Raw genomic sequence first — 20,874 nt, forward strand, 5'->3', positions numbered from 1 at the left:
CCCTGCAATGGGTCGTAGCCCCGTCGCAGCGCCAAAATACCGTCATCAAGGCGGAGGGTGCAGACCATAGTCAACTATGCGCAAACCTGACAACGCAGAGAACGGTATGTTTGGCGAGGATAGTACCTTATCTGGTAAGGGTCTGTCACAGGGTTCAATGGTTCAGCATGGGGTGTAGCAGCGAATTGTTGAGCATTGGCCAGTGTATTAATATATTCCTTAATACATTGGCCAGGCCAATACCCGTGCCCTGCGGGCCAGCGTTATTTCACCGCTAACCACTGCTTCACAATCTGCTGATATTCCCCGGTGGCTTTACTCAGATGCAGCCACTGGTCAACGTACATCTTCCAGCTGATATCATCGCGTGGCAGCATCCACGCTTTCTCACCGTACTGTAACGGCTTCTCCGGGTTAATGGCGCACAGCGACGGATAACGCTTCTGCTGATACAGCGCTTCCGAGGCATCGGTGATCATCACATCCGCTTTCTTATCCACCAGCTGCTGGAAAATCGTCACGTTATCATGAAACAGCGTCAGGTTAGCCTCTGGCAGATAGGCATGCACAAAAGCTTCGTTGGTGCCGCCTGCCGGTTCAATCAGACGTACCGACGGTTTATTCATCTGTTCAACGGTACGGTATTTCTTCTTATCCGCGCAGCGCACCAGCGGGATTTTCCCGTCGGTATCCAGCGGATTGGCAAACCACGCCGTCTGCTGACGCTTCAGCGTCACTGAAACACCGCCCAGCGCAATGTCACACTGCTTGCCGATAAAATCAGGCGTCAGAGTTTTCCAGGTGGTGGGCACCCACTTCACCTCAGCACCCAGGCTTTTTGCCAGCGACTGCACCAGCGAAATATCAATGCCTTCGTAGCCGCCATCTGCACGCAGATAGGTGTAAGGCTTGTAGTCTCCGGTGGTACACACCACCAACGTTTTACTCTGCATAGCGCGATCAAGATGCGACTGTGCGCTGGCACTTCCTGCCACCAGCAGAAGGGCAATAGCCCCGGTTTTTATCATCATATTTCTCTCGTTGTGATTATCAATGCCGCGTATTGTTGCTTAGAACGCAATAGTATTGTGATCGACACACCATTTTTCTCAACTCTGGCGTCGGGTACACTCGCCGACATTGCACACTGCTGAGACAAATTAATGAGCCAGATCCTGATTATTGATGCCGGTAAAGCCTTCGCCCACTCAAAAGGCGAACTGAACCACACACTGACTAACGTCGCCGCCAGCTTCCTGCGTGATGCAGGCCACCAGGTTGATGTTACCGTACTTGATGACGGTTACGTGGTGACTGATGAAATCGAAAAATACCTCGCTGCCGATACCATTATTTACCAGATGCCAGGCTGGTGGATGGGCGAGCCGTGGACGCTGAAAAAATATATCGATGAGGTGTTTACCGAAGGTCACGGCAAACTGTATGCCAGCGACGGTCGTACCCGCTCTGATGCAGCGAAAAAATATGGCTCCGGCGGTCTGTTACAGGGTAAAACCTATATGCTGTCGCTGACCTGGAATGCCCCATTACAGGCGTTCACGGACCCGGAACAGTTCTTTGAAGGCGTCGGCGTCGATGGCGTGTATCTGCACTTCCATAAAGCGAACCAGTTCCTGGGTATGGACGGTTTACCGACCTTTATCTGTAACGATGTGATCAAACAGCCGGATATTGAAGGCGATATTGCACGCTATCGGACTCATCTGAGCGCGATCTTTGCTTAACTGAAGGTTCACACACCGAGTAAAAGGACACAGTATGCTGACCGTGATCGCTGAAATTTGTATCAAGCCAGGCCGACGTACTGCGGTTTTACGTGCGATAGAAAAGCTAACGCCCACCGTGCTGGATGAGGAAGGCTGCGGCAGCTATCAGGCGTTGATTGACCATAAAGCCCAGGTGCCGTGGAAGCAACATTCACCGGACTCGATCTTTATGGTGGAACACTGGGACTCACTGCGCCATCTTGAGCAGCACCAACAGGCTGTCCATATGGAAGCACACCGTACCGCGATTAAAGACGATGTGGTGGATGTGAAGATCTTTGTGCTGGAACCGGCGTGATAAAGGCACGCGGGGCATCTTTGTTCCCGCGTAGGGGCGGACCCTTTTTTCCGGTCCGCCCTTTGCTGTTAGCGGGCTGACCGGAACGGAAGGTCAGCCCCTGTGGCATCTATAACAATGTCTTACTGGCGAACTGCTCACTGAGGAAATCCAGGAAGCAGCTGATCCGAGCCGACAGCGTGCTGTTGCGATAATACACGGCATGGATCGGATGGTGCATCTCACGCGTTTCGGCCTCCAGAACCGGGACCAGCCGACCTGAAGCCAGATCCTCACGGCTGAGAAAATCCGACACGCGGGTAATGCCCATGCCGTTCACCGCCAGTTGACGCAACGTCTCCCCGCTTGATGCCATCACCGTCGGTTTAATCTGTAAAAGCTCCCCCTCCACACGCCATACCGGCCAGATATTGTGCTGTTCGAGATTGCAGAAGCCCAGCAACCGATGGTTCGCGACCATATCGGCCACGCTTTGCGGTACACCATGTTCCTCCAGATAGGCCGGACTGGCCATCAGCCGCAGCCTGCTGCACCCCAGCGCACGCGCATGCAGGGTGGAATCACGCAGTTCGCCAATACGGATCGCGATATCTGTCTGCTGTTCCAGCAGATCGATCACCACTTCATCGGTATTCAACTCCAGCTGGATCAGCGGATAACGCCGTGAAAACTCCGGCATCAGCGGCACAATCACATGCAGCATAAACGGCGTGGCCGCATTGACGCGCAGGCGACCAGACGGGATCTCGCGCCGCTGAGCGATCTGCTCTTCGGCGGTTTCCACTGAACGGATGATCTGCCGCGCGTGTTCAAGAAAGATCTGCCCTTCTTCAGTCAGCGCAATACGGCGGGTGGTGCGGTGCAGCAACGTGGTTTGCAGTTTGCTTTCCAGCCTGCTGAGCGCACGGCTGATACCTGAGGTGGTCTGGTTAAGCTGTTCTGCGGCAGCGGTGATCGAACCGGTATCGACCACAACAACCCACGCGCGCAGCTCTTCAAGGGTGATTTTCACAAGATTATCCTGCCGCTGGAAAAGAACACCCGACGAGTCCGGGTGACGCTGCCAGTCTACCAGAAGTTGTTCACTCTCTCCCTTCCTGCGCCATACTCACTGCCACGACAGATAACCCCAGTCATACTGGGTGTTATTAAGGTTGAATTAATCTTTCTCTGTCACTTTATGCAATAACGGTTGAGTTACCGATAATCTATTTTTAGAGGGAAGATGAATGAAATCACGTCTCTGGAACGCATTGCCCCATGCCGGAAGCCCGGTTTTTCGTATGATGCATATTATTGTTGCGCTGTTAATTTTAACTCAAATCATTAATTCTAACTTTATTGAGAGCGAAGCGATTGATGAGCAGGGTCTGACCAGCATCATCACATGGTTCCATATTATTTCCGGATTTGGTCTTATTTTTTGCGGCATTTTTATGATGGCGTGGATGCTGAATATTCGGGGGGCCAGATATTATTTCTCCTGGGCGACCTTTGATATCAGTGGAATTGTTGCGGATGTCAAAACGTTGATGCGCTTTCAACTGCCAGAGGCCCATGCTGGCGGGATTGCTGCCAGCATTCAGGGGCTGGGCGTGCTGTCACTGCTGGGGGTATCGGTTTCCGGCGCCCTGTGGTTCTTGCTCAACGCAGCGCAAAACCCGCTGGCGTCGTCCCTGATGCACTGGCACAAAAATCTGACCAGCCTGATTGAAATTTATTTCTTCGCACACGGTGCAATGGGATTACTTCATCTTTTTATTAATAAAGCCTTTCAGCAACAGCAAAATAAATAAGCAGATTTAAGGCAGACCTGACATTCACACCATAAATTGAATAACTAAAGATGAGGTTCGGCCATGATAATTCAATCACCTTATAGTCTGAAGTGGTGCACCGGCAGTGAGGAAAATAATGCTACCGCCCACTTCATTCGTGAAAAATATCGCGAGACCTATCATGCCCATCTGGCTGAATGTATGCCCTGGCTACTCAGCTTGCAGGATGCGCAGGGGAAACAGAACGCCGCCTGCGGGATCCGGCTGGCCTCGGCCGGACCTTTATATCTTGAGCAATACCTTGATCGTCCTGCTGACGTACTGATATCCATGCATTTTTCCGGTGAGATACCACGCCATACCATTGTCGAAGTGGGTAACTTCGCCGCCAGCGACGGGGCGTCTGCCCGCGTGATGTATGCCGCAGTCTGCCTGCTGCTCAATCGCTACCACTTCACGCATATTGTTTTTACCGGTACGCACAAAATTCGCAATATCTTTTCCCGTCTGCGGCTCAATCCCGTGCTGCTGACAGATGCACGGCCTGAACGGCTGGCTGATAATCCTCAGCAATGGGGCAGTTACTATCAGTATCAACCGCAGGTCATGGCCGGAGAGCTGGCCAGAGGCATGGCGGCACTGAGCCAGAACAGCCTGTTGTTTAACCTGTTTAAGGTACTCCCTGCTTGCCCCTGGTCGACCCCCGGGAGTTCAGTATGCTTGTAACCCTGCTGGACCGTTGGGCGCAAGAGTGCCCCACACTGCCAGCGCTCACCACAGAAAGCCGAAGCTGGAACTGGCGCGAATATCGCGAGGCGGTGGTGAGCATAGCCGCGCAGTTGTCATCACTCAATATCAGCCGTCTGGCACTCGCGCACAATAACGGTCCTGAGTGGGCGATTATCGATCTTGCCTGCCTGTACAGCGGCGTTATCTGCATTCCTGTCCCCCCCCTTTTTTTCACGGGAACAGCAGGCATGGCTACTTGACTCCAGCGGGGCGGATGCCATCGCCGGGGGAGAAAAGCTGACAGGCTGGACAAGCACGGCGTTTTCGCTGGGGGGTTTACAGCAACGCCCGCTGCGCTCTGTGCCTGAGCTGCCGTCCGGTACGGCAAAAATCACCTACACCTCTGGAACCACAGGAGAACCGAAAGGTGTCTGCCTCAGCCAGGCAGGATTGAGCTGGAGCGCGGAAACGCTAGCCAGGCAAATGCACTCTCTTCAGCTTAAGCGCCATCTGGTGACATTGCCGCTTTGCACCCTACTGGAAAACCTGTGCGGCATCTATATCCCCCTCTGCTTAGGGGTGGAAACAGTGATCCTGCCGCCGATCATGATTGGTTTTGAGGGATCGAGCCAGTTTAACCCGGTACGTTTCTCCGAAGCACTGGCTGCCTGGCAACCGCACAGCCTGGTGCTGGTACCCGAATTAATCCGCGTGCTTTATCAGGTACATCAGCACCAGCCAGCCAGTACCTCCTCCCTGCGCTTTGTCGCCGCCGGGGGAGGCAAAATTTCACCGGTGCTGCTGGCTCTGGCGCAGCAGCAGGGACTTCCGGTTTATGAAGGCTACGGGTTGTCTGAATGTGGTTCAGTGGTGACGCTCAACCTGCCCGGTGAGGAAAAAACAGGCAGCGTCGGTAAGCCGCTGCCAGGTATTCGTCTGGTGCTGGATAGCGAGGGGCAGCTTGAGGTGCAAAGTCCGGCCAATGCACTCGGTTATCTCAACGGCGCACTCCCCGATGGTGATGTGCAAACCGGAGATATCGCCCGTCTGGATGATGAGGGGTTCCTTCATATCACCGGGCGCAGAAAAAACGTTCAAATCACCGCCTTTGGCCGTAATTTCTCACCAGAATGGATCGAGGCAGAAGCCATGATATGCCCTGCCGTGCGTCGCCTGGTGATTTTCGGCGAGGGTATGGCCAGCAATGTGGCCCTGGTCGACGCGATGCCAGGCATGGAACAGGCAGCACGCGAACAGTTAAATTCGCTATCACAGCGGCTCCCTGACTATGCCCGACTGCACCATCTCTTCTTTACCGCGGTAATTTCATCTCCAGAAGCATTAACCCCGAATGGCCGACCGCGACGTGATGCCATCTGGACATTGCTCCATCAACAAATTCTCAGATACAGCGAGGCATCATAATGTCCTTCTACCAAACTCTGCAGGAACAGACCTTTTCTGCACGTGAAAAAATGCTTTCATCACCCGTGATTGCCCACTGCAGCCAGGGAGCCGTCACCCGGGAGATGTATATCGCCTTTCTGACACAGGCCTATTATCACGTTAGCCAGACGGTGCCACTATTAATGTGTGCAGGTAGCCGGCTGCCGGCCTCACACGAGTGGGTACGCGGCGCGCTGGCTGAATATATTGAGGAAGAGTATGGCCATCAGGAGTGGATCCTGAACGATATTACGCACTGTGGGGGTGATGCGGAACGGGTCAGGCACGGCCAGCCCCGGCAGCCCATTGAGCTGATGATTGCCAGCCTTTATCACCGCATTGAACGGGTGAATCCAATGAGTATCTTTGGCATGGTTCACGTGCTGGAAGGGACCAGCGTGGTGATAGCTACCCCCATAGCCGAAGCCCTGGAAAAATCGCTGGGACTGACAGAGCATGCGACAAGTTATTTACGTTCTCACGGCGCGCTGGATCTGGAACATCTGAAATTTTTCGCCTCACTGATGGATCGGGTGACCAATCCGGCCGATCAGGAAGCCATTATCCATACTGCCCGCCGGGTGTATTCCCTCTATGGCGAGATGCTGAATCAGCTAAGTGAGCCTGAGTATGAACCTGCAGAATAAAAATATCCTGCTCACCGGCGCCAGCGGCGGTATCGGTCAGGCACTGGCGCTGGCGCTGGCGGAAAAAGGGGCCAGACTCTGGCTGGTTGGCCGCGATGCCGTTGCGCTCAATACGCTGTGCGCCCGACTGCCTCACAGTGAACATCATTCGGTGGTGGTGGTGAATCACTACAGTGACGAGGACATTGAAGATCTGACCCGGTTATTTTGGGGAAATACCCGTCTTGATGTACTGATCAACAATGCCGGAACCAACCGTTTTGCCCTGTTAGAAGAGCAGTCATTCAGCGATATTCGCGAGCAGATACGGGTTAATGTCGAACTGCCACTGTTGCTGACCAGAGGGTTATGCCACCAGTTTAATGCCGGTGGCATCATTCTGAATATTGGTTCAATACTGGGTGAAATTGGGCATCCCGGCTATAGCATTTACAGTGCCACCAAGGCGGCATTACACCGTTTTTCTGAGGCACTGGGCCGCGAGCTGTCTTTATCCGGCCTTTCCGTGCTGTATGTCGCCCCGCGTGCCACCCGTACCCGTTTCAATACCGAAGCGGCCAACGCGCTGAACGCCTCCCTGGGGAACGGCAGTGATACCGCTGAATATGTGGCGCAGAAAATTATCCTGTCACTGGAAAAAGAGCATAAACGCCAGCGTCTCGGTTTTGTTGAAAAGCTGTTTGTCAAAATCAATGCCTTGCTGCCCTCCATCGTCGATCGTGCTCTGAGCAAGAAAATGTCAGTGATCGATCGCTATGCTCGCCAACATGCCGGGAGATCCGTGAAATGAAGCGCCTGACTCTGATAGTGACCGCTCTTACGCTGTATTTACCGACGCAATCCTACGCAGCCCCATCGCTGAGTGATTTGCAGCAACGTTGGTCTGTTTGCCAGTATCAAACGCTGGAGAAACAAAAAATCGCCTGTTTCACCACGTTAAGCGAGCAAGCACATCAGGTATCGGCTGTTCAGGGCAAGGAGCAGGCAAACCTGCTGATCTGGTCTGCCATTATCGACAGCAGCTGGGCAGGAGCCAAAGGGGGGCTGGGCGCCCTGAGTCTGGTGAAACAGGCACGAGACAGCCTGGAAAAAGCCATCCGTCTTGACCCCTCAGCACTCCAGGGATCGGCCTGGACCAGCCTGGGAGCGCTGTATTACCAGGTGCCTGGCTGGCCGATTGCTTTTGGGGATAATGATAAAGCCGATGAGATGCTGAAAAAAGCCCTGGCGATCAATCCTGAGGGGATCGACCCGAACTATTTCTATGGTGATTTCCAGCTGAAACAGGGGAATAAAACGTTGGCAAAGACCTATCTGGAAAAAGCGCTCCAGGCGCCGGACCGGCCCGGAAGGGAAATTGCTGACAGCGGCCGTCGTCGTGATATTCAGCACGACCTGGCGCAGCTTCAATAGTGCGGGACGATCAGGCCGGGTGCCCGTGGTTGATGAAGGCAGCCGGACCTGATCACAGACAGATCACACCCGGCTCAGGCTTCAATGTCGATAATTGGGTTTAAATTTTACGTTCAGAAGGGGTAAAGAGGACACTGCAGAATGGGCAAAGAAGGTTTTTGTTCTTTTGAACTCTGGGAGCGCTATGGTCGGAATTTTTACTGCATTTAGGGCAGGCGATGGAGATGAGAAAACCGTTTGATTTAGGTTGTTTTTGATTATAAGCCATAAATATTTCCTGTGTTATGTGGACGCGTATAATGCACCCTAACACCCCCTTTCTCATACTCTTTTCGGCTTAAAAGCTCCATATTCCTGTAAAACCTCTCAATTTTGACACTTCACAACAGATCAAAATTGAGAGGGTTATGCCATTTTTACAGGTTTATCCGGCCGACTTCATCAGACTTCGATTTCAGCCATATCGCCTTTTTCCTGTAACCAGTTACGGCGGTCTTCAGAGCGCTTCTTCGCCAGCAGCATGTCCATGATAGCCATTGTATGCTGGATATCCTCATCGCTGATGGTGAGCTGCACCAGACGGCGCGTGTTTGGATCAAGCGTGGTTTCACGCAGCTGAAGCGGGTTCATCTCACCCAGGCCTTTGAAGCGCTGCACGTTCGGTTTGCCCTTCTTGCGCTTCAACTGCTCAAGAATGCCCGCTTTCTCTTCTTCGTCCAGCGCGTAATAGACCTCTTTACCGAGGTCGATACGGTACAGCGGCGGCATGGCAACATAGACGTGACCATTTTTCACCAGCGTACTGAAATGGCGCACAAACAGCGCGCACAGCAGCGTGGCAATGTGCAGACCATCGGAGTCCGCATCCGCAAGGATACAGATCTTGCCGTAGCGCAGCTGGCTCAGATCGTCACTGTCAGGATCGATACCGATCGCCACCGAAATATCATGCACTTCCTGCGATGCCAGCACCTCGTCAGAGGAGACTTCCCAGGTGTTGAGGATCTTACCCTTAAGCGGCATGATCGCCTGATATTCACGGTCGCGTGCCTGCTTGGCAGAGCCGCCCGCAGAGTCCCCTTCCACCAGGAACAGCTCGGTGCGGTTAAGATCCTGGGCAGAACAGTCAGCCAGTTTGCCCGGCAGCGCCGGTCCGCTGGTCAGCTTTTTACGCACCACTTTTTTCGCCGCACGCAGGCGACGCTGGGCGCTGGAAATCGCCATTTCTGCCAGCATTTCTGCTGTCTGGATATTCTGGTTCAGCCACAGGCTGAAGGCATCTTTCACCACACCGGACACGAAGGCCGCGCACTGACGGGATGACAAACGCTCTTTGGTTTGCCCGGCAAACTGCGGATCCTGCATTTTGACCGACAGCACATAGGCACAGCGGTCCCAGATATCTTCCGCCGACAGCTTCACGCCACGCGGCAGGATATTGCGGTATTCGCAGAACTCACGCATTGCGTCGAGCAGGCCCTGACGCAGGCCGTTAACGTGCGTGCCGCCCTGCATGGTCGGGATCAGGTTAACGTAGCTTTCCGTCAGCAGCTCACCGCCTTCTGGCAGCCACAGCAGCGCCCAGTCCACCGCTTCCACATCACCGGAGAAGGCGCCCACAAAGGCTTTTTCCGGCAGCGTTGGCAGACCGTTAACCGCTTCCATCAGGTAGTCGGTCAGACCGTCAGCGTAGCACCAGGTCTGCTCGGTGTTGTTCACTTTGTCTTTAAAGACAATTTCCACACCCGGGCACAGCACCGCTTTCGCTTTCAGCAGATGGCTCAGGCGTGAAACCGAGAAACGCGGGCTGTCGAAGAAGGAGACATCCGGCCAGAACTGTACGCGGGTACCGGTGTTGCGTTTGCCGACGGTGCCAGTGACCGTCAGGTCCTGCACTTTATCGCCGTTTTCAAACGCCATCTCGTACACTTCACCGTTACGGCGAACCGTGACTTCCACGCGCGTTGACAGGGCGTTAACCACCGAGATCCCCACGCCATGCAGGCCACCGGAGAACTGATAGTTTTTATTGGAGAATTTGCCCCCGGCATGCAGGCGGCAGAAGATCAGCTCAACGGCCGGCACGCCCTCTTCGGGGTGAATATCCACCGGCATGCCGCGCCCGTCGTCGATCACTTCCAACGACTGGTCAGCGTGCAGAATCACTTCCACGCGTTTAGCGTGACCGGCCAGCGCTTCATCCACGCTGTTATCGATCACTTCCTGGCCTAAGTGGTTAGGACGCACGGTATCGGTGTACATGCCCGGGCGGCGACGCACGGGTTCAAGGCCGCTGAGAACCTCAATGGAGTCAGCGTTATAGCTGGATTGAGTCATCGTAACAATCTGATTGGTGGTGGCTAAAAATGAGTGACCAGACTCCGGCTATCTCACTCCTGGAAACCCAGGAAGTCGAGCATCGCGGAGAAATGGCGTTCGAATCCGATAAAAGCATGATTTCCGCCCTCTTCTACCGTCTGGCGGCAGGCGCTGTAGTAGTCCAGGGCCTGGCGGTAGTCGAGCACTTCATCACCCGTTTGTTGCAGTAACCAGAGCAAGTCTGGCGACTCTAACGGGTCAATTTGCATCACTTTTAGATCGTAAATATGGCGAGACTCTAACACATATTGCTGACCGGTGTATGGGTTCTCGTTGTGGCCGAGGTAATCGGCCAGCAGCTCAAACGGGCGCACAGCGGGGTTCACCACCACGGCAGGCAGCGTGAAGCATTGGGACAGCCAGGTGGCATAATACCCGCCCAATGAGGAACCAATAATGCCCAGCGGTTCGCCCGCTGACTGCATAACAAACGTCTCAAGCAGCGCGGCGGCCTCGGAGGGAAACGCCGGAAGCTGGGGCACATGCAGCCGGATGTCAGGGCGTTGCTCTGCCAGCCACTGTTTAAATTGCGTTGCCTTCGCAGACTGCGGCGAACTGTTAAAACCATGCAGATAAAGCAGCGTGGCCATCGGTCAGTATCCTTCTGAGTCGAGATCCGGGTTAAATATGCGCGTGGTCAGACGCTGCACCTGAGTATCGAGCCGACCATCGTCATACAAGTCCAGCCAGCGCCAGCCTGGAGACTCAGCGTCAATCGTGAAGTTGGTACAGTGCGGTTTGAACTGCACACAGGTGGAAGGGGAAGCCAGCACACGCCGCCCGTGCCATTCGAGGTCGAGTTCCTGATGGATATGCCCGCATAACAGATTTCTCGCCTGTGGATAGCGTTGCAGAACCGTATCCAGCATATGCGGATTACGCAGGCTGTGTTGATCAAGCCACGAACACCCCGACGGTACCGGATGGTGATGCAACAGGACCAGCGTGTGCCGCTGCGGTTCTGCCGCCAGTGCATTTTCAAGCCATGAAAGCTGGTACTCGCTCAGCTCACCGTGCGGAACGCCGAAGACCTGACTGTCCAGTAACACAATTTGCCAGTGATCCCCGATCAGCACCTGTTTTTGGTCGGCGATGGTCGAGGCCGCCAGCGTGGTAAACATGGTTGGCTGGAAATCATGGTTGCCGGGCAACCAGACGCAGGGAGCAGGCAGGCGAGCAATACCCTCAGCGAAATGCTGATAGGCAAGAGCAGAGTGGTCCTGCGCCAGGTCGCCCGTGGCGACAATCAAATCGTAGTGACGCTGATCCGCTGCGATAACATCCAGCACGGCATCAAAACTGGCCCAGGTATTCACCCCTAACAGCGTTTCATGCTTACCTGCGAAAAGGTGAGTGTCCGTTATCTGTAAAATCCTGACTCTGGACCCACTCGCCACAGGAAGTTTTAACAGGCTATCCAATCAAAGTCCTTAAGGTAATACCCATCTGCTTCAGGCCGCAGGCGCATCGGCTTCCTGCTTCATACCTTCATTTGGGTACACATCTGAAAATCGTCGCAGCGTTATTAACATACCGGAACAGCTATCGCACCGTGGGACAAACAGTAGCGTAACCAGTCCGCTAGAAATTGGTTAATTTGGTGCTTTTCATCACGCTGATGCAGCTTTTTATTAGGATAATCATAGCGTGCTTTAAAGCGATAGATCTGCTGAGTGGAACACACTTCCGCCACCATCGCGTCATGGTACAACCGCACGGACATCGAAGGCAGGCTCCAGTAACTGACCGCAGGGGCCGTTTGCCTGATTTCCACCAGCGTGGTGTAACGGGTCGACTCCTGAATGGTGATGAGATAGCTGGCACCGTTCACCTGATATGCCATCGACTCACCCACCCGATCCTCCTTTGGCAATAAACGTCGCAACTGCGCAAAGTTCGTTTCGCAGATACGCATCATTTCAGGAAAGTCGGGGACATAGCGTTTCATTATTCAGGATTCCACTCTTGGCGTAGCTGTTTATGGTGCAACTCCAGATTCAGGATTCCACTCTTGGCGTAGCTGTTTATGGTGCAACTCCAGCCATTGCAAAGCAATGACAGCAGCAGCGTTATCGATTTTCCCCTGTTCCACCCAAAGATATGCCTGACTGCGGCTGACCACATGCACAAGAATATCCTCATTTTCTTCCTCCAGACCGTGATTTCCCTGCGCCACGCTGGCATCCACTTCACCGACAAACACCGCCAGGCGCTCGGTGGTCCCTCCCGCGCTGGAGAGGTAGTTGCTAATCGGCTTGATGCGCTCAGGCGTGATCCCGGCTTCTTCCTGGGCTTCTCTGCGCGCCACGCCTTCCGGGGTTTCTCCCGGTTCGATCATTCCGGCCACCAGCTCAAGCACCCAGGGCGTTGGGCTGGTATCGTAAGCGGCAATACGGATCTGCTCAATCAGCACCACTTCATCGCGCTTCGGGTCATAGGGTAGCAGCACCGCAGCGTGACCGCGCTCAAAAATTTCCCGTGTCACTTCACCACTCATACCGCCATTAAACAAGCGGTGACGAAAGCGATAGCGTTCGATCGAAAAAAAACCGCGATACAACGTCTCTCGTGCAATAATTTCTACATCGTTTTTTGTGAAAGTCACTGGGTATTTGCTGCCTGTATCCATATCCACATCTCCTGCTAAGTGATGGCAAAAACGTAAAGTGCAATAGTATTCCGACAGTTGTCTGGTTCTTAACGACTTATTTGAGTAAATTAAGGCAGGATGGCACTTTCAGCCAACTTACCTGATCGGAACTCTCTGCTATTATCGGCGATAATTTTTGGCCTACGTCAGCGCTACCATAGCAATTTTGCTGCACTACAAGGAATGCAAATGAACAAACTGCTCCCTTTACTCATCGGTCTGAGCCTGGGCGGCTTCAGTGTTGCCAGCCAGGCTGAAAACCTGCTGCAGGTATATCAGCAGGCGCGTTTATCAAATCCTGACCTTCGTAGCTCTGCCGCCGATCGTGATGCTGCCTTTGAGAAAATTAACGAATCCCGCAGCCCACTGTTACCGCAGTTAGGCCTGGGCGCTGACTATACTTATAACAGCGGCTACCGTGATGCCAGAGATACCAATAGCACCACCAAAAGCGCGTCGTTACAGCTGACCCAGACCATTTTTGACATGTCAAAATGGCGTGCATTGACGTTGCAGGAAAAGACGGCAGGCATCCAGGATGTCACTTATCAGACGGCACAACAGACCCTGATTCTGAACACCGCGACCGCCTATTTTAATGTGTTGAACGCGATTGACACACTGTCGTATACCGAAGCCCAGAAGCAATCTATTTACCGTGAACTGGATCAGACCACTCAGCGCTTTAACGTAGGCCTGGTCGCCATCACTGACGTGCAGAACGCTCGCTCACAGTACGACAGCGTGCTGGCCAGCGAAGTTTCCGCGCGTAACGACCTCGATAACGCGGTAGAAACACTGCGTCAGGTGACCGGCAATTACTATCCAAGCCTGGCATCACTGAACGTTGATGCGTTTAAAACAGAAAAACCTCAGCCCGTGAATGCCCTGCTGAAGGAAGCGGAAAGCCGTAACCTGTCGCTGCTCTCTGCCCGCCTGTCTCAGGACCTGGCGCGTGAGCAGATTCGTTCATCAGAAACGGGCCATATGCCGACGTTGGATCTGACTGCCTCAACCGGTTTATCCAACAACCGTTATGGCGGTGACCGTGCCAGTGCCAATAACACTGACAACATCACAGGCAGTAACCAGGTGGGCCTGAGCTTCAACTTGCCACTGTACAGCGGCGGCGCCGTCAGCTCCCAGGTGAAACAGGCGCAGTATGCGTTTGTGGCCGCCAGTGAGCAGCTGGAAAGCGCACACCGCTCCGCCATCCAGACCGTGCGCTCTTCATTTAACAACGTGAACGCCTCGATCAGCAGCATTAACGCTTACAAGCAGGCGGTTATTTCTGCGCAAAGCTCACTGGATGCGATGGAAGCCGGTTACTCCGTGGGTACCCGTACTATCGTTGACGTGCTGGATGCAACGACCACGCTGTATAACGCTAAGCAGCAGCTGGCTAATGCCCGTTACAGCTACATGATTAACCAGCTCAATATTAAATCTGCGCTGGGTACGCTGAACGAGCAGGATCTGCAAACGCTGAACAATCATCTGGGCAAAGATATCGGCACCTCGCCAGACATCGTCGCCCCGGAGAATGCACAGCAGGCTGCCAACGCGGATAGCGCTGAACCCCGTTCAGCCAGCAAAACAACGCCTGTTAGCAACAAATCGGCCACCCGCGCCAACAGTAATCCATTCGGTCAGTAATTCCCCAGGGGCAGCAAACGCTGCCCCTTCACAATCAAACGTATAGCTACGTAAAGATCCCCTCCAGGTCAGGCTTCATCGCTTCATTTTTCACCGCTGTTCCCCTATCCTATGCACTACCTTTATGGGCACAGGACGAAAAGTGATGAAACGGACTAAACAGATTAATCATGCCTCCTTTCGCAAAAGCTGGAGTGCACGCCATTTAACGCCGGTCGCACTGGCGGTGAGTGCAGTATTTATGCTGGCCGCATGTGAACAGGCCGATGAAACCGTATCGATGTATCAGAACGCTGATGACTGCTCGGCCGCTAACCCTGGCAAGAGCGCACAGTGCACCACGGCGTTTAACAGCGCCAAAGAAGAAGCCGTTAAAACCGCACCGAAATATGCTACCCGTGAAGACTGCGTGGCGGAGTTCGGTGAAGGTCAGTGCCAGCAGGCTCCTGCTCAGGCGGGCGTGGGCACCACCAATGCGGAATCTCAGTCCAGCGGCAGCTTCTGGATGCCGCTGATGGCCGGTTACATGATGGGCCGTATGATGGGTGGCGGTATGGGGCAGCAGCAGCCGCTGTTCTCCTCGAAGAATCCAGCCAGCCCGGCCAACGGCAAGTTCGTTGATGCCAGTGGTAAAAGCTTCGGTGCGGCAACCTCAGGCCGTACCATGACGGTGCCTAAAACAGCGCTGGCGCCGAAACCGGCCACCACCAGCACCGTTACCCGCGGTGGCTTTGGTGAGTCCGTTGCCAAGCAAACCACCATGCAGCGCAGCAGTGCTACCAGCACCAGCCGCAGCATGGGGGGCTAATCGCCAATGAAGCGTATTGCCATTGCTGAACGCCCTGACTGGCGGGAAAAAGCGACGGAATATGGTTTCCGTTTTCACACCATGCACGGGGAACCGTACTGGTGTGAAGATGCTTATTACCAGTTTACGTTGCAGCAGATTGAGTCACTGGAAGATGTGACCAGCGAATTGCACCAGATGTGTTTGCAGGCGGTGGAACTGGTGGTCAACAGCGAAGAGCTGCTGACCAAGTTCCGCATCCCGAAGCACACCTGGGATTTTGTGCGTGAATCCTGGAAAAGCGGCCAGCCGTCACTCTACTCAAGAATGGACATTGCCTGGGACGGTGTGACACCGGCCAAGCTGCTGGAAAATAACGCTGATACACCCACTTCGCTGTATGAAGCAGCCTTCTTCCAGTGGCTGTGGCTGGAAGATCAGCTGAGTGCGGGCTTGCTCCCGGCAGGCAGCGATCAGTTCAACAGCCTGCAGGAAAAACTGATCGAGCGCTTTAGCGAACTGCATCAGCAGCACGGTTTTAGCTGGCTACATTTCGCCTGCTGCCGTGATACCGATGAAGATCGCGGCACCGTTCAGTACCTGCAAGATTGCGCCACGGAAGCCGGGCTGCCGAGTGAATTCCTGTATATGGATGAAATCGGTCTTGGCGAGAAAGGGCAGTTTACCGATGTTCACGATCAGGTGATCGGCAATCTGTTTAAGCTCTACCCGTGGGAGTTTATGCTGCGTGAGATGTTCTCCACCAAGCTGGCTGACGCCGGTGTGCGTTGGCTGGAGCCGGGCTGGAAAAGCATTATTTCCAACAAAGCGCTGTTGCCACTGCTGTGGAAAATGTTCCCGAATCACCCGAACCTGCTACCCGCTTACTTTGCAGAAGATAACGTACCGCATATGGATAAGTATGTGGTTAAGCCGTTGTTTTCCCGCGAAGGTGCCAATATCCGCATCGTAGAAAACGGTAAAGAAATTGCACGTGTTGACGGGCCGTACGGTGAGGAAGGCATGATCGTGCAGCAGTTCCATCCGCTACCCAAGTTCGGCGACAGCTATACGTTGATCGGATCCTGGCTGATCAACGATCAGCCAGCGGGTATCGGTATACGTGAAGATCGCGATCTGATCACTCAGGATCTGTCGCGCTTCTATCCGCATGCGTTTATTGAATAATCGCGTGATGTGGCGGACGGGCCGAAACAGAAGGTCCGCCCCTACATGAGCTGGATTGCCAGAAACAGTAGAGATCGTTAAACGCATCGTTAATGTGACCAACAGACGTTATTGACGATGCCAGCCCCGACCGTAGGGGTCGATCATCTTTTTCGATCGACCCTTTCAAAAGCGTTTACCCCACCTGCACCGATAACATGCTCAGCGACCCCATCACAATCCCATCCACCGGGACAGACACCGCTTCACCTTCAGCACGCGCACCCAGCACATACAGCAACGGCAGGTAATGTTCAGGCGTCGGGTTCGACAGTGCCGCGCCGTCGTGCTGCATAAAGTTCACCAGCGGATGCTGCTCATCTTCGCCTTCCCAGCTCAGATTATCGCGAACGTACTGGTTAAAGGATTCAGCCCACGGATAGGCTTCTGCTTCGCCCTGCCAGCGAACCATACGCAGGTTATGTACCACGTTTCCACTGGCAACAATCATGATGCCCTGATCGCGCAGCGCTGCCAGCTTACGGCCTAATTCGAAGTGGTATGCGGCAGGTTTGGTGCCATCCACGCTGAGCTGCACCACGGGAATATCCGCATCCGGGTACATTTTGATTAATACGCCCCAGGCGCCGTGATCGAATCCCCACTCCTGATCCAGATCGACCGCCACCGGAGCCAGTGTTTCCGCTATCTGACGGGCCAGTGCAGGAGAGCCAGCAGCCGGGTACTGTGTATCAAACAGCGCCTGCGGGAACCCGCCAAAATCATGAATGGTGCGTGGTTTTTCCATCGCCGTCACCGCCGTGCCACGCGTATACCAGTGGGCAGAGACAGCAATAATCGCTTTTGGACGTGGCAGGGTTTTCCCCAGCTCACGCCAGGTTTCGGTCCAGATATTTTCTTCCAGTACGTTCATCGGGCTGCCGTGACCGAGGAAAAGTGCAGGCATACGTGTGTGGCTCATGGTGTGACTCCGAGAAAGTGATACTCAATGGAGCTCACATTACGCCCTTTTTTCCACGGATGAACCTGGATAACCCTGACGAAGATATTCAGAAAATTTGAAGGGAAAATAGCGGAAGAAAAGAATGCAGAGTGAAATATTACGGGACAGTGATCCTCTAAATAATTCAAGCTATGGGCAGGCGGCAACGCAGTAAATCCCCGGTCACGTACATCAGTACGTGACCGGGGTGCGCGAGGAGAGCCAACGCCCCCATCGCTTGAAGTATGACGAGGATCAGCTGGCCTGACGAGTCTCGTGACTGCGACGATACGCCACCAGATCTTCGATGGTCACAACCGGCATGTTGTGTTGTTTAGCAAACACAACCACTTCCGGCGCGTGCGCCATCGAGCCATCATCGTTGGTCAGTTCACACAGAACACCGGCTGGCTTAAAGCCTGCCAACGTGACCAGATCGATAGTGGCTTCAGTGTGGCCACCACGGGTCAGCACGCCACCGACACGGCCGCGCAGCGGGAACACGTGACCAGGACGGTTAAGGTCTTCGGGTTTAGCATTGTCAGCAATGGCGGTGCGGATGGTGGTCAGGCGGTCAGAGGCAGAAACACCGGTGGTCACACCCTGTGCTGCTTCGATAGTCACAGTAAAGCCTGTGCCATAAGAGCTGGTGTTGTTCTGTACCATCATTGGCAGATCCAGCTGTTCCAGACGTTCTTCTGTCAGACACAGGCAGACAATGCCACTGCCGTGGCGAATGGTCAGCGCCATCTGCTCAACGGTCATGGTTTCAGCGGCGAAGATCATATCACCTTCATTTTCACGATCTTCATCGTCTAACACCATCACACCACGGCCTTCGCGCAGCGCTTCGATGGCACGGGTTACACGCTGTTCAGGCGTGCCAAATTCAGAAAGTAGCGACTGATTCATGGTAAATAAACCTTAAATAAATGTATGGGTTACCAGAACCAGGGCGTGCTTAGGAGTGTCATGCGGTGACAAAAAAATAACGCGAGGCGAGCAAAAGCCCGTCTAGAATCGTTACTCTCTCCCATCCGGACTTTAACCGTCGGCCCCGGAATTACACCGGATCTGCTGTCCTTCAGGAATGACCCTGAAGCGCTCGCGGGCTTTCAGCAAAAGCTGATTTACCGCCGGTGGGGAATTTCGCCCCGCCCTGAGAATAAGCAAAATCATCATAACGCTGAAAAAGTGACAGATCAACGAACAAAATGGGCAAATTGATATCCATTTTTTCGCTATGGTGTTTTCAGGTTTATACCGAACGCATCTGGGATTACACTAGGATAAAATTCGCTGTTATCAGGAAACCGCTATGCTTGACCCAAAAAAAATTGAACAACTGGCCCGTCAGGTCCATGAGTCTATGCCGAAAGGCATTCGTGAGTTTGGTGATGATGTGGAGAAGAAAATCCGTCAGACATTACAGGCACAGCTGACACGTCTGGATGTGGTTAACCGCGAAGAGTTTGATGTACAGACTCAGGTACTGCTGCGTACCCGCGAGAAGCTGGCTGCGCTGGAACAGCGCCTGGCAGAACTGGAAAGCCGCGTTTCGCCTGCCCCGGCACCGGTCGTTAGCGAGCCAAAAGCCGCAGAATAAGTCACGTCTGTGTGACGGCTGCCCGTTGCGGGCAGCCCGTCGAGGACTAGCTTCTTCCGGTACCAGAAATAATCGTTTTAATGATATTGCTGGTGGAAATGCCGTCTTCGAAGTTGAGCACACGCACGTCACCGCCGTTCGCCCACACCTCTTTGCTTCCGGCAATATCTTCCGGCTTATAATCACCGCCTTTGACCAGCAGGTCGGGGAGGATCTCCGCGATCACACGCTGCGGCGTATCTTCTTCAAACCCAATTACCCAATCCACCGCTTCCAGCGCGCCCAGCACGATCATACGGTTAATCAGTGGGTTCACCGGACGGGTTTCCCCTTTCAAACGTCGGGTAGACGCATCGCTGTTCACCGCCACAATCAGACGATCACCCAGCTTCCGGGCATTGGCGAGGTAAGAGACATGCCCGGCGTGAAGAATGTCGAATACGCCGTTGGTCATCACCACTTTTTCACCGCGCTGACGGGCTTTCGCCACTTCGGCAATCAGCTGCGCTTCATCCATCACGCCGAAACCGGATTCCGGGCGCGCGCGAATCGCATTTTCCAGCTCGACCGGAGAAACGGTTGAGGTACCAAGTTTACCCACGACAACACCCGCCGCTGCATTCGCCAGGAAGCAGCTCTCTTCCAGCGAATTACCCGCCGCCAGCGCCGCTGCCAGCACGCCAATCACCGTATCACCCGCACCGGTGACATCGAACACTTCCTGCGCCAGCGTTGGCATATGGAACGGTGCTTTGCCCGGCTGAAGCAGGGTCATTCCGTGCTCTGAACGGGTCACCAGCAGCGCAGACAGCGCGTGCTGCTGCATCAGAGCAGTACCGCGTTCAACGATCTCTTCGTCCGATTTACACTTGCCCACCACCGCTTCAAACTCGGAGAGATTTGGCGTCAGCAGCGTCGCGCCGTGATAGCGGCTGAAATCGGTGCCTTTCGGGTCTACCAACACCGGTACACCCGCTTTGCGCGCCAGGGCAATCATCGTTTCCACGGAAGCCAGCGCGCCTTTGGCATAGTCAGACAGCACTAATGCGCCAATGGTCGGCAGCGCCTGCTCGATACGCTGATGCATCGGTTCAGGATCAATGCCTTCAAATCCCTCTTCGAAATCCAGACGGATCAGCTGCTGATTGCGGGACAACACGCGCAGTTTAGTGATGGTCGGATGGGTAGGCACAGAGACAAAATCACACTGAACATTAACGCCAGCCAGGGACGCACTAAGAGCACGCGCGGCATCATCAACGCCGGTCAATCCAACCAGCCGTGACGCTGCACCCAGCGCGGCAATATTCATCGCCACGTTGGCCGCACCACCAGGGCGCTCCTCCACATGATCCACTTTCACCACCGGCACCGGAGCCTCAGGTGAAATGCGGCTGGTTGGGCCGTGCCAGTAGCGATCCAGCATCACATCGCCAACCACCAGCACACCCGCACGCGTAAAATCGGGTAGTGTAATTTTCATTCCAGAGACTCCAGACTGCAGTAAAAATGAGTGCGCGCGATGATA

Annotated in this window: 24 protein-coding genes and 1 riboswitch; of the genes, 13 read left to right on the plus strand and 11 right to left on the minus strand. The window is 54.1% G+C overall.

The window, feature by feature from the left end; all coding sequences use genetic code 11:
* Window positions 1–263: 263 nt before the first annotated feature.
* On the minus strand, window positions 264–1,031 hold the full coding sequence (locus tag ACFL9S_RS22200; protein ID WP_405264036.1) for a transporter substrate-binding domain-containing protein: 768 nt from the start codon (window positions 1,029–1,031) through the stop codon (window positions 264–266).
* Between the two features lie 132 nt (window positions 1,032–1,163).
* On the opposite strand from ACFL9S_RS22200, the gene ACFL9S_RS22205 reads away from it, so the two are divergent.
* Together ACFL9S_RS22205 and ACFL9S_RS22210 are read left to right on the plus strand one after the other, a co-directional pair.
* The gene (locus ACFL9S_RS22205; RefSeq protein WP_405264037.1) at window positions 1,164–1,745 is read left to right on the plus strand and encodes an NAD(P)H-dependent oxidoreductase; all 582 of its coding nucleotides are present in this window, start codon (window positions 1,164–1,166) and stop codon (window positions 1,743–1,745) included.
* A 34-nt stretch (window positions 1,746–1,779) separates the two neighbouring features.
* Window positions 1,780–2,085 (plus strand): putative quinol monooxygenase, encoded by a 306-nt coding sequence (locus ACFL9S_RS22210; protein WP_405264038.1) that lies wholly within the window; start codon window positions 1,780–1,782, stop codon window positions 2,083–2,085.
* Between the two features lie 109 nt (window positions 2,086–2,194).
* Here ACFL9S_RS22210 and ACFL9S_RS22215 read toward each other — a convergent pair whose 3' ends face one another.
* Window positions 2,195–3,097 carry a LysR substrate-binding domain-containing protein gene (locus ACFL9S_RS22215; protein ID WP_405264039.1) on the minus strand — a complete coding sequence of 301 codons (903 nt, stop codon included), beginning with the start codon at window positions 3,095–3,097 and terminating at the stop codon, window positions 2,195–2,197.
* A gap of 217 nt (window positions 3,098–3,314) precedes the next feature.
* Between ACFL9S_RS22215 and ACFL9S_RS22220 the strand changes: the two genes are divergently transcribed.
* The 7 genes from ACFL9S_RS22220 to ACFL9S_RS22250 all read left to right on the plus strand — a co-directional run bounded on the left by ACFL9S_RS22220 (window position 3,315) and on the right by ACFL9S_RS22250 (window position 8,098).
* Window positions 3,315–3,881: a cytochrome b/b6 domain-containing protein gene (locus ACFL9S_RS22220; RefSeq protein ID WP_405264040.1), complete on the plus strand. Its 567-nt coding sequence runs from the start codon at window positions 3,315–3,317 to the stop codon at window positions 3,879–3,881.
* Between the two features lie 63 nt (window positions 3,882–3,944).
* Entirely contained in the window at window positions 3,945–4,589 is a 645-nt protein-coding gene (locus tag ACFL9S_RS22225; RefSeq protein WP_405264041.1) for a thermostable hemolysin, read from the plus strand.
* A complete protein-coding gene (locus ACFL9S_RS22230; RefSeq protein WP_405264042.1) occupies window positions 4,580–4,852 on the plus strand; it encodes an AMP-binding protein in 273 nt (90 codons plus the stop codon). The genes ACFL9S_RS22225 and ACFL9S_RS22230 overlap by 10 nt, the downstream gene beginning before the upstream one ends.
* 100 nt (window positions 4,853–4,952) lie before the next feature.
* A complete protein-coding gene (locus ACFL9S_RS22235; RefSeq protein ID WP_405264043.1) occupies window positions 4,953–6,017 on the plus strand; it encodes an AMP-binding protein in 1,065 nt (354 codons plus the stop codon).
* The gene (locus tag ACFL9S_RS22240) at window positions 6,017–6,685 is read left to right on the plus strand and encodes a TenA family transcriptional regulator (RefSeq protein WP_405264044.1); all 669 of its coding nucleotides are present in this window, start codon (window positions 6,017–6,019) and stop codon (window positions 6,683–6,685) included. The genes ACFL9S_RS22235 and ACFL9S_RS22240 overlap by 1 nt, the downstream gene beginning before the upstream one ends.
* A complete protein-coding gene (locus tag ACFL9S_RS22245; protein ID WP_405264045.1) occupies window positions 6,669–7,475 on the plus strand; it encodes an SDR family oxidoreductase in 807 nt (268 codons plus the stop codon). Before ACFL9S_RS22240 ends, ACFL9S_RS22245 begins: the two co-directional genes overlap by 17 nt.
* Window positions 7,472–8,098 (plus strand): tetratricopeptide repeat protein, encoded by a 627-nt coding sequence (locus ACFL9S_RS22250; RefSeq protein WP_405264046.1) that lies wholly within the window; start codon window positions 7,472–7,474, stop codon window positions 8,096–8,098. Before ACFL9S_RS22245 ends, ACFL9S_RS22250 begins: the two co-directional genes overlap by 4 nt.
* Window positions 8,099–8,198: 100 nt before the next feature.
* Here ACFL9S_RS22250 and ACFL9S_RS22255 read toward each other — a convergent pair whose 3' ends face one another.
* The 6 genes from ACFL9S_RS22255 to nudF all read right to left on the minus strand — a co-directional run bounded on the left by ACFL9S_RS22255 (window position 8,199) and on the right by nudF (window position 13,106).
* Window positions 8,199–8,423 (minus strand): YnfU family zinc-binding protein, encoded by a 225-nt coding sequence (locus ACFL9S_RS22255; protein WP_405264047.1) that lies wholly within the window; start codon window positions 8,421–8,423, stop codon window positions 8,199–8,201.
* A 116-nt stretch (window positions 8,424–8,539) separates the two neighbouring features.
* Complete coding sequence (gene parE, locus ACFL9S_RS22260; RefSeq protein ID WP_405264048.1) at window positions 8,540–10,435, minus strand: DNA topoisomerase 4 subunit B; 1,896 nt, start codon at window positions 10,433–10,435, stop codon at window positions 8,540–8,542.
* 53 nt (window positions 10,436–10,488) lie between these two features.
* Entirely contained in the window at window positions 10,489–11,067 is a 579-nt protein-coding gene (gene yqiA / locus ACFL9S_RS22265; RefSeq protein ID WP_405264049.1) for an esterase YqiA, read from the minus strand.
* Window positions 11,068–11,070: 3 nt separating this feature from the next.
* Entirely contained in the window at window positions 11,071–11,898 is an 828-nt protein-coding gene (gene cpdA, locus ACFL9S_RS22270; RefSeq protein WP_405264050.1) for a 3',5'-cyclic-AMP phosphodiesterase, read from the minus strand.
* 104 nt (window positions 11,899–12,002) lie between these two features.
* Window positions 12,003–12,428, minus strand: a complete 426-nt coding sequence (locus ACFL9S_RS22275; RefSeq protein WP_405264108.1) for a DUF1249 family protein — start codon at window positions 12,426–12,428, stop codon at window positions 12,003–12,005.
* A gap of 27 nt (window positions 12,429–12,455) precedes the next feature.
* On the minus strand, window positions 12,456–13,106 hold the full coding sequence (nudF, locus tag ACFL9S_RS22280; RefSeq protein WP_405264051.1) for an ADP-ribose diphosphatase: 651 nt from the start codon (window positions 13,104–13,106) through the stop codon (window positions 12,456–12,458).
* 210 nt (window positions 13,107–13,316) lie between these two features.
* Here nudF and tolC point away from each other — a divergent pair, with 210 nt between their 5' ends.
* The 3 genes from tolC (at window position 13,317) to ACFL9S_RS22295 (ending at window position 16,758) form a co-directional block, all read left to right on the plus strand.
* On the plus strand, window positions 13,317–14,783 hold the full coding sequence (gene tolC / locus ACFL9S_RS22285; protein WP_405264052.1) for an outer membrane channel protein TolC: 1,467 nt from the start codon (window positions 13,317–13,319) through the stop codon (window positions 14,781–14,783).
* 145 nt (window positions 14,784–14,928) lie between these two features.
* Window positions 14,929–15,591, plus strand: a complete 663-nt coding sequence (locus ACFL9S_RS22290) for a DUF1190 family protein (RefSeq protein WP_405264053.1) — start codon at window positions 14,929–14,931, stop codon at window positions 15,589–15,591.
* 6 nt (window positions 15,592–15,597) lie between these two features.
* Window positions 15,598–16,758, plus strand: coding sequence for a glutathionylspermidine synthase family protein (locus ACFL9S_RS22295; protein ID WP_405264054.1), 1,161 nt, complete (start codon window positions 15,598–15,600; stop codon window positions 16,756–16,758).
* 175 nt (window positions 16,759–16,933) lie between these two features.
* Here the strand turns inward: ACFL9S_RS22295 and ygiD are convergent, their stop codons facing one another.
* Together ygiD and ribB are read right to left on the minus strand one after the other, a co-directional pair.
* Window positions 16,934–17,719: a 4,5-DOPA dioxygenase extradiol gene (gene ygiD, locus ACFL9S_RS22300; protein WP_405264055.1), complete on the minus strand. Its 786-nt coding sequence runs from the start codon at window positions 17,717–17,719 to the stop codon at window positions 16,934–16,936.
* Between the two features lie 276 nt (window positions 17,720–17,995).
* Window positions 17,996–18,652, minus strand: a complete 657-nt coding sequence (gene ribB, locus ACFL9S_RS22305; protein ID WP_405264056.1) for a 3,4-dihydroxy-2-butanone-4-phosphate synthase — start codon at window positions 18,650–18,652, stop codon at window positions 17,996–17,998.
* Window positions 18,653–18,761: 109 nt separating this feature from the next.
* Window positions 18,762–18,911: riboswitch (FMN riboswitch) on the minus strand.
* A gap of 147 nt (window positions 18,912–19,058) precedes the next feature.
* Between ribB and ACFL9S_RS22310 the strand changes: the two genes are divergently transcribed.
* The gene (locus ACFL9S_RS22310; protein WP_200642804.1) at window positions 19,059–19,346 is read left to right on the plus strand and encodes a ubiquinone biosynthesis accessory factor UbiK; all 288 of its coding nucleotides are present in this window, start codon (window positions 19,059–19,061) and stop codon (window positions 19,344–19,346) included.
* Window positions 19,347–19,392: 46 nt separating this feature from the next.
* On the opposite strand, the gene hldE is transcribed toward ACFL9S_RS22310, so the two are convergent.
* Window positions 19,393–20,829 carry a bifunctional D-glycero-beta-D-manno-heptose-7-phosphate kinase/D-glycero-beta-D-manno-heptose 1-phosphate adenylyltransferase HldE gene (hldE, locus tag ACFL9S_RS22315; protein ID WP_405264057.1) on the minus strand — a complete coding sequence of 479 codons (1,437 nt, stop codon included), beginning with the start codon at window positions 20,827–20,829 and terminating at the stop codon, window positions 19,393–19,395.
* Window positions 20,830–20,874 lie beyond the last annotated feature (45 nt).

The organism is Erwinia sp. AnSW2-5, assembly GCF_045107195.1.
Taxonomy (GTDB): domain Bacteria; phylum Pseudomonadota; class Gammaproteobacteria; order Enterobacterales; family Enterobacteriaceae; genus Erwinia.

Bases quoted from the DNA above. Each gene is read 5' to 3' on its own strand.
- ACFL9S_RS22200 (WP_405264036.1), bottom strand. From the start codon at position 1,031: ATGATGATAAAAACCGGGGCTATTGCCCTTCTGCTGGTGGCAGGAAGT.
- ACFL9S_RS22205 (WP_405264037.1), top strand. From the start codon at position 1,164: ATGAGCCAGATCCTGATTATTGATGCCGGTAAAGCCTTCGCCCACTCA.
- ACFL9S_RS22210 (WP_405264038.1), top strand. From the start codon at position 1,780: ATGCTGACCGTGATCGCTGAAATTTGTATCAAGCCAGGCCGACGTACT.
- ACFL9S_RS22220 (WP_405264040.1), top strand. From the start codon at position 3,315: ATGAAATCACGTCTCTGGAACGCATTGCCCCATGCCGGAAGCCCGGTT.
- ACFL9S_RS22225 (WP_405264041.1), top strand. From the start codon at position 3,945: ATGATAATTCAATCACCTTATAGTCTGAAGTGGTGCACCGGCAGTGAG.
- ACFL9S_RS22230 (WP_405264042.1), top strand. From the start codon at position 4,580: ATGCTTGTAACCCTGCTGGACCGTTGGGCGCAAGAGTGCCCCACACTG.
- ACFL9S_RS22240 (WP_405264044.1), top strand. From the start codon at position 6,017: ATGTCCTTCTACCAAACTCTGCAGGAACAGACCTTTTCTGCACGTGAA.
- ACFL9S_RS22245 (WP_405264045.1), top strand. From the start codon at position 6,669: ATGAACCTGCAGAATAAAAATATCCTGCTCACCGGCGCCAGCGGCGGT.
- ACFL9S_RS22250 (WP_405264046.1), top strand. From the start codon at position 7,472: ATGAAGCGCCTGACTCTGATAGTGACCGCTCTTACGCTGTATTTACCG.
- ACFL9S_RS22255 (WP_405264047.1), bottom strand. From the start codon at position 8,423: ATGAGAAAGGGGGTGTTAGGGTGCATTATACGCGTCCACATAACACAG.
- parE (WP_405264048.1), bottom strand. From the start codon at position 10,435: ATGACTCAATCCAGCTATAACGCTGACTCCATTGAGGTTCTCAGCGGC.
- yqiA (WP_405264049.1), bottom strand. From the start codon at position 11,067: ATGGCCACGCTGCTTTATCTGCATGGTTTTAACAGTTCGCCGCAGTCT.
- nudF (WP_405264051.1), bottom strand. From the start codon at position 13,106: ATGGATACAGGCAGCAAATACCCAGTGACTTTCACAAAAAACGATGTA.
- tolC (WP_405264052.1), top strand. From the start codon at position 13,317: ATGAACAAACTGCTCCCTTTACTCATCGGTCTGAGCCTGGGCGGCTTC.
- ACFL9S_RS22290 (WP_405264053.1), top strand. From the start codon at position 14,929: ATGAAACGGACTAAACAGATTAATCATGCCTCCTTTCGCAAAAGCTGG.
- ACFL9S_RS22295 (WP_405264054.1), top strand. From the start codon at position 15,598: ATGAAGCGTATTGCCATTGCTGAACGCCCTGACTGGCGGGAAAAAGCG.
- ygiD (WP_405264055.1), bottom strand. From the start codon at position 17,719: ATGAGCCACACACGTATGCCTGCACTTTTCCTCGGTCACGGCAGCCCG.
- ribB (WP_405264056.1), bottom strand. From the start codon at position 18,652: ATGAATCAGTCGCTACTTTCTGAATTTGGCACGCCTGAACAGCGTGTA.
- ACFL9S_RS22310 (WP_200642804.1), top strand. From the start codon at position 19,059: ATGCTTGACCCAAAAAAAATTGAACAACTGGCCCGTCAGGTCCATGAG.
- hldE (WP_405264057.1), bottom strand. From the start codon at position 20,829: ATGAAAATTACACTACCCGATTTTACGCGTGCGGGTGTGCTGGTGGTT.